19 tRNA genes and 3 rRNA genes (1 of these 22 cut by a window edge) are annotated in these 6,076 nt (G+C 51.2%); all 22 read left to right on the top strand.

Annotation, left to right across the window (positions count from 1 at the left end):
* Positions 1-550: ribosomal RNA gene (locus CD004_RS17950) — 16S ribosomal RNA — on the top strand (it extends 925 nt beyond the left edge of the window).
* A 206-nt stretch (positions 551-756) separates the two neighbouring features.
* Positions 757-3,691, top strand: a 23S ribosomal RNA gene (locus CD004_RS17945).
* Positions 3,692-3,835: 144 nt separating this feature from the next.
* Positions 3,836-3,951, top strand: a 5S ribosomal RNA gene (gene rrf / locus CD004_RS17940).
* Together the 16S, 23S and 5S rRNA genes with 19 tRNA genes alongside form the textbook arrangement of a ribosomal RNA operon.
* A gap of 10 nt (positions 3,952-3,961) precedes the next feature.
* Positions 3,962-4,037 (top strand) — tRNA-Val (locus CD004_RS17935).
* Between the two features lie 40 nt (positions 4,038-4,077).
* Positions 4,078-4,150 (top strand) — tRNA-Thr (locus tag CD004_RS17930).
* 10 nt (positions 4,151-4,160) lie between these two features.
* Positions 4,161-4,236, top strand: a tRNA-Lys gene (locus CD004_RS17925).
* 41 nt (positions 4,237-4,277) lie between these two features.
* A tRNA-Leu gene (locus CD004_RS17920) sits at positions 4,278-4,362 on the top strand.
* A gap of 22 nt (positions 4,363-4,384) precedes the next feature.
* Positions 4,385-4,459 (top strand) — tRNA-Gly (locus CD004_RS17915).
* Positions 4,460-4,469: 10 nt separating this feature from the next.
* Positions 4,470-4,558, top strand: a tRNA-Leu gene (locus CD004_RS17910).
* A gap of 28 nt (positions 4,559-4,586) precedes the next feature.
* Positions 4,587-4,663, top strand: a tRNA-Arg gene (locus tag CD004_RS17905).
* 17 nt (positions 4,664-4,680) lie between these two features.
* Positions 4,681-4,757: transfer RNA gene (locus CD004_RS17900), tRNA-Pro, on the top strand.
* 17 nt (positions 4,758-4,774) lie between these two features.
* Positions 4,775-4,850: transfer RNA gene (locus CD004_RS17895), tRNA-Ala, on the top strand.
* A 22-nt stretch (positions 4,851-4,872) separates the two neighbouring features.
* Positions 4,873-4,949: transfer RNA gene (locus tag CD004_RS17890), tRNA-Met, on the top strand.
* Between the two features lie 190 nt (positions 4,950-5,139).
* Positions 5,140-5,216: transfer RNA gene (locus CD004_RS17885), tRNA-Ile, on the top strand.
* 16 nt (positions 5,217-5,232) lie between these two features.
* A tRNA-Ser gene (locus CD004_RS17880) sits at positions 5,233-5,325 on the top strand.
* 21 nt (positions 5,326-5,346) lie between these two features.
* Positions 5,347-5,420 (top strand) — tRNA-Met (locus CD004_RS17875).
* Between the two features lie 3 nt (positions 5,421-5,423).
* A tRNA-Asp gene (locus tag CD004_RS17870) sits at positions 5,424-5,499 on the top strand.
* A 143-nt stretch (positions 5,500-5,642) separates the two neighbouring features.
* A tRNA-Phe gene (locus CD004_RS17865) sits at positions 5,643-5,715 on the top strand.
* A gap of 38 nt (positions 5,716-5,753) precedes the next feature.
* Positions 5,754-5,829 (top strand) — tRNA-His (locus CD004_RS17860).
* Between the two features lie 6 nt (positions 5,830-5,835).
* A tRNA-Gly gene (locus CD004_RS17855) sits at positions 5,836-5,909 on the top strand.
* Between the two features lie 3 nt (positions 5,910-5,912).
* Positions 5,913-5,986: transfer RNA gene (locus CD004_RS17850), tRNA-Ile, on the top strand.
* A 13-nt stretch (positions 5,987-5,999) separates the two neighbouring features.
* A tRNA-Asn gene (locus CD004_RS17845) sits at positions 6,000-6,074 on the top strand.
* Positions 6,075-6,076 lie beyond the last annotated feature (2 nt).

The following is a 6,076-nucleotide window of genomic DNA, read 5'->3' as shown; positions in this document are numbered from 1 at the left end:
ACATCCTCTGACAACCCTAGAGATAGGGCGTTCCCCTTCGGGGGACAGAGTGACAGGTGGTGCATGGTTGTCGTCAGCTCGTGTCGTGAGATGTTGGGTTAAGTCCCGCAACGAGCGCAACCCTTGATCTTAGTTGCCAGCATTCAGTTGGGCACTCTAAGGTGACTGCCGGTGACAAACCGGAGGAAGGTGGGGATGACGTCAAATCATCATGCCCCTTATGACCTGGGCTACACACGTGCTACAATGGATGGAACAAAGGGTCGCGAAGCCGCGAGGTCGAGCCAATCCCATAAATCCATTCTCAGTTCGGATTGCAGGCTGCAACTCGCCTGCATGAAGCCGGAATCGCTAGTAATCGCGGATCAGCATGCCGCGGTGAATACGTTCCCGGGCCTTGTACACACCGCCCGTCACACCACGAGAGTTTGTAACACCCGAAGTCGGTGGGGTAACCTTTTGGAGCCAGCCGCCTAAGGTGGGACAGATGATTGGGGTGAAGTCGTAACAAGGTAGCCGTATCGGAAGGTGCGGCTGGATCACCTCCTTTCTAAGGATATTGCCGTAAAGGCAATCGGAATGCGAATCTTTCGATTCGTACTGTTGTACGCTTGTTTGTTTAGTTTTGAGGGAGCAATTGCCTCAAAGCTTTTTTGTTCCTTGAAAACTAGATAATCGTAAGTAAGAAGAACCAAGAAAAAACCGAGTGATCGCCATTTTAGTTTTTCTCTATTCAATTAGAGAAATAACCTTTTAGGTTAAGTTAGAAAGGGCGCACGGTGGATGCCTTGGCACTAGGAGCCGATGAAGGACGGGACTAACACCGATATGCTTCGGGGAGCTGTAAGTAAGCTTTGATCCGGAGATTTCCGAATGGGGAAACCCACTGTTCGTAATGGAACAGTATCTTTGCCTGAATACATAGGGCATTGAAGGCAGACCCGGGGAACTGAAACATCTAAGTACCCGGAGGAAGAGAAAGCAAACGCGATTCCCTGAGTAGCGGCGAGCGAAACGGGACATAGCCCAAACCAAGAGGCTTGCCTCTTGGGGTTGTAGGACACTCAACATGGAGTTACAAAGGAACGGGGTAGATGAAGTGGTCTGGAAAGGCCCGTCAGAGAAGGTAAAAACCCTGTAGTTGAAACTTCGTTCCCTCCTGAGTGGATCCTGAGTACGGCGGGACACGAGAAATCCCGTCGGAAGCTGGGAGGACCATCTCCCAAGGCTAAATACTCCCTAGTGACCGATAGTGAACCAGTACCGTGAGGGAAAGGTGAAAAGCACCCCGGAAGGGGAGTGAAAGAGATCCTGAAACCGTGTGCCTACAAGTAGTCAGAGCCCGTTCATGGGTGATGGCGTGCCTTTTGTAGAATGAACCGGCGAGTTACGATTACATGCAAGGTTAAGTTGAGAAGACGGAGCCGCAGCGAAAGCGAGTCTGAATAGGGCGAATGAGTATGTGGTCGTAGACCCGAAACCAGGTGATCTACCCATGTCCAGGGTGAAGGTTGGGTAACACCAACTGGAGGCCCGAACCCACGCACGTTGAAAAGTGCGGGGATGAGGTGTGGGTAGCGGAGAAATTCCAATCGAACTTGGAGATAGCTGGTTCTCTCCGAAATAGCTTTAGGGCTAGCCTCACGTTGTAAGAGTCTTGGAGGTAGAGCACTGTTTGGACTAGGGGCCCTCATCGGGTTACCGAATTCAGACAAACTCCGAATGCCAAAGACTTATCCGTGGGAGTCAGACTGCGAGTGATAAGATCCGTAGTCAAAAGGGAAACAGCCCAGACCACCAGCTAAGGTCCCAAAGTATACGTTAAGTGGAAAAGGATGTGGAGTTGCTTAGACAACCAGGATGTTGGCTTAGAAGCAGCCACCATTTAAAGAGTGCGTAATAGCTCACTGGTCGAGTGACTCTGCGCCGAAAATGTACCGGGGCTAAACGTATCACCGAAGCTGTGGATTGACATCTTAGATGTCAGTGGTAGGAGAGCGTTCTAAGGGCGTTGAAGTCAGACCGTAAGGACTGGTGGAGCGCTTAGAAGTGAGAATGCCGGTATGAGTAGCGAAAGATGGGTGAGAATCCCATCCACCGAATGCCTAAGGTTTCCTGAGGAAGGCTCGTCCTCTCAGGGTTAGTCGGGACCTAAGCCGAGGCCGAAAGGCGTAGGCGATGGACAACAGGTTGATATTCCTGTACCACCTCTTTATCGTTTGAGCAATGGGGGGACGCAGTAGGATAGGGTAAGCGCGCTGTCGGATATGCGCGTCTAAGCAGTTAGGCTGCAAGTGAGGCAAATCCCGCTTGCGTGAAGGCTGAGCTGTGACAGCGAGGGAAATATAGTACCGAAGTTCCTGATTCCACACTGCCAAGAAAAGCCTCTAGCGAGATAAAAGGTGCCCGTACCGCAAACCGACACAGGTAGGCGAGGAGAGAATCCTAAGGTGAGCGAGAGAACTCTCGTTAAGGAACTCGGCAAAATGACCCCGTAACTTCGGGAGAAGGGGTGCTCATTTGGGTGAATAGCCTAGATGAGCCGCAGTGAATAGGCCCAGGCGACTGTTTAGCAAAAACACAGGTCTCTGCGAAGCCGCAAGGCGAAGTATAGGGGCTGACGCCTGCCCGGTGCTGGAAGGTTAAGAGGAGGGGTTAGCTCACGCGAAGCTCTGAATCGAAGCCCCAGTAAACGGCGGCCGTAACTATAACGGTCCTAAGGTAGCGAAATTCCTTGTCGGGTAAGTTCCGACCCGCACGAAAGGCGTAACGATCTGGGCACTGTCTCAACGAGAGACTCGGTGAAATTATAGTACCTGTGAAGATGCAGGTTACCCGCGACAGGACGGAAAGACCCCGTGGAGCTTTACTGTAGCCTGATATTGAATTTTGGTACAGCTTGTACAGGATAGGTAGGAGCCTGAGAAACCGGAGCGCCAGCTTCGGTGGAGGCGTCGGTGGGATACTACCCTGGCTGTATTGAAATTCTAACCCACGCCCCTGATCGGGGCGGGAGACAGTGTCAGGTGGGCAGTTTGACTGGGGCGGTCGCCTCCTAAAGAGTAACGGAGGCGCCCAAAGGTTCCCTCAGAATGGTTGGAAATCATTCGCAGAGTGTAAAGGCACAAGGGAGCTTGACTGCGAGACCTACAAGTCGAGCAGGGACGAAAGTCGGGCTTAGTGATCCGGTGGTTCCGCATGGAAGGGCCATCGCTCAACGGATAAAAGCTACCCCGGGGATAACAGGCTTATCTCCCCCAAGAGTCCACATCGACGGGGAGGTTTGGCACCTCGATGTCGGCTCATCGCATCCTGGGGCTGTAGTCGGTCCCAAGGGTTGGGCTGTTCGCCCATTAAAGCGGTACGCGAGCTGGGTTCAGAACGTCGTGAGACAGTTCGGTCCCTATCCGTCGTGGGCGCAGGAAATTTGAGAGGAGCTGTCCTTAGTACGAGAGGACCGGGATGGACGCACCGCTGGTGTACCAGTTGTCTTGCCAAAGGCATCGCTGGGTAGCTATGTGCGGACGGGATAAGTGCTGAAAGCATCTAAGCATGAAGCCCCCCTCAAGATGAGATTTCCCATAGCGCAAGCTAGTAAGAACCCTGAAAGATGATCAGGTTGATAGGTCAGAGGTGGAAGCGCGGTGACGTGTGGAGCTGACTGATACTAATCGTTCGAGGACTTAACCAAATAGATTACTCGTTCTTCTTTTTCTTCTTACAAACATTATCTAGTTTTGAGGGAATAAAGGTTTTTATCAAGTTAAAAACTTTTAAAATTTCTCTTGCAAAATAACTTAAAGCCAGTATAATAGATATTGTCTTTAAAAAAATGTCTGGTGACGATGGCGAGAAGGTCACACCCGTTCCCATACCGAACACGGAAGTTAAGCTTCTCAGCGCCGATGGTAGTTGGGGGTTTCCCCCTGTGAGAGTAGGACGTCGCCGGGCAGTTTCAAATGGAGGATTAGCTCAGCTGGGAGAGCATCTGCCTTACAAGCAGAGGGTCGGCGGTTCGATCCCGTCATCCTCCACCATGATTTTTTTCGCACAGTGAAATAATCTACATTTTACCATGCCGGTGTAGCTCAATTGGTAGAGCAACTGACTTGTAATCAGTAGGTTGGGGGTTCAAGTCCTCTTGCCGGCACCTTTTGTACGAGCCATTAGCTCAGTCGGTAGAGCATCTGACTTTTAATCAGAGGGTCGAAGGTTCGAGTCCTTCATGGCTCACCAATGTTTTTTTACGAAAGTAAAAATGACATTCAATCAAATATGCGGGTGTGGCGGAATTGGCAGACGCACCAGACTTAGGATCTGGCGCCGCAAGGCGTGGGGGTTCGACTCCCTTCACCCGCACCATTTTTAAAAAAACATAAAGTTTGCGGAAGTAGTTCAGTGGTAGAATACAACCTTGCCAAGGTTGGGGTCGCGGGTTCGAATCCCGTCTTCCGCTCCATAGTTCTTAAGCCGGGGTGGCGGAACTGGCAGACGCACAGGACTTAAAATCCTGCGGTAGGTGACTACCGTACCGGTTCGATTCCGGTCCTCGGCACCACCAAGTTAGCTAATAAATAATTACATTTGCGCCCGTAGCTCAATTGGATAGAGCGTCTGACTACGGATCAGAAGGTTATGGGTTCGACTCCTTTCGGGCGCGCCATTATATTTTCTCTTTATCGGGGAGTAGCTCAGCTTGGTAGAGCACTTGGTTTGGGACCAAGGGGTCGCAGGTTCGAATCCTGTCTTCCCGACCATGCTACTTATTTAATATGGGGCCTTAGCTCAGCTGGGAGAGCGCCTGCCTTGCACGCAGGAGGTCAGCGGTTCGATCCCGCTAGGCTCCACCATATTCACTTAAAATAATAATTTGGCGGTGTAGCTCAGCTGGCTAGAGCGTACGGTTCATACCCGTAAGGTCGGGGGTTCGATCCCCTCCGCCGCTACCAAATTCAATCTGGTTGAACCTATTCAATCTAGGATATCCTGGACCTTTAGCTCAGCTGGTTAGAGCAACGAGCAAGCCATCAATGAACTTGCTTCGAGTTGTACCCATCGAGCTGCTACTTGAATAGACTTTCTGAGATGGGGACAGACCCACTAGGATATTCCACAACCTAGATCAATCCAGCTAAACATGGACCTTTAGCTCAGCTGGTTAGAGCAGACGGCTCATAACCGTCCGGTCGTAGGTTCGAGTCCTACAAGGTCCACCATTGCTTATTTTAACACGGAGGTATACCCAAGTCTGGCTGAAGGGATCGGTCTTGAAAACCGACAGGCGGGTAACACCGCGCGGGGGTTCGAATCCCTCTACCTCCTCCATTTTTAATTAAATATTATCGTCGCGGGGTGGAGCAGTCCGGTAGCTCGTCGGGCTCATAACCCGAAGGTCGCAGGTTCAAATCCTGCCCCCGCAATCTGGTCCCGTGGTGTAGCGGTTAACATGCCTGCCTGTCACGCAGGAGATCGCCGGTTCGATCCCGGTCGGGACCGCCATTTTATGTTTTCCCAGTAGCTCAGTCGGTAGAGCAAGTTGCTCACATCTCCGAGTAAGCTTCTGCGGCAACTTGCGAGAAAGACCGAAGGTCATTCGAGCAAAGGACCTAAAGCGATTAAACTTTAGGGGTCAATACAATAGTGGCTCAGTAGCTCAGTCGGTAGAGCAAAGGACTGAAAATCCTTGTGTCGGCGGTTCGATTCCGTCCTGAGCCACCTTATTTAATTTCAATTAATATTACATTATAGATATGGCGATTGTGGCGAAGTGGTTAACGCACCTGATTGTGGTTCAGGCATTCGTGGGTTCGATTCCCATCAGTCGCCCCATTTTTTGCGGGTGTAGTTTAGTGGTAAAACCTCAGCCTTCCAAGCTGATGATGAGAGTTCGATTCTCTTCACCCGCTCCATAAGGGCCTATAGCTCAGCTGGTTAGAGCGCACGCCTGATAAGCGTGAGGTCGGTGGTTCGAGTCCACTTAGGCCCATTTTTTATATTATTCCGCAGTAGCTCAGTGGTAGAGCACTCGGCTGTTAACCGAGCGGTCGTAGGTTCGAATCCTACCTGCGGAGCCATT

It is taken from the genome of Mesobacillus jeotgali (genome assembly GCF_002874535.1).
Taxonomy (GTDB): Bacteria; Bacillota; Bacilli; order Bacillales; family Cytobacillaceae; genus Mesobacillus; species Mesobacillus jeotgali.
The sequence above is the reverse complement of the archived record's forward strand: the minus strand, read 5'-3'. Positions and strand labels throughout refer to the sequence as shown.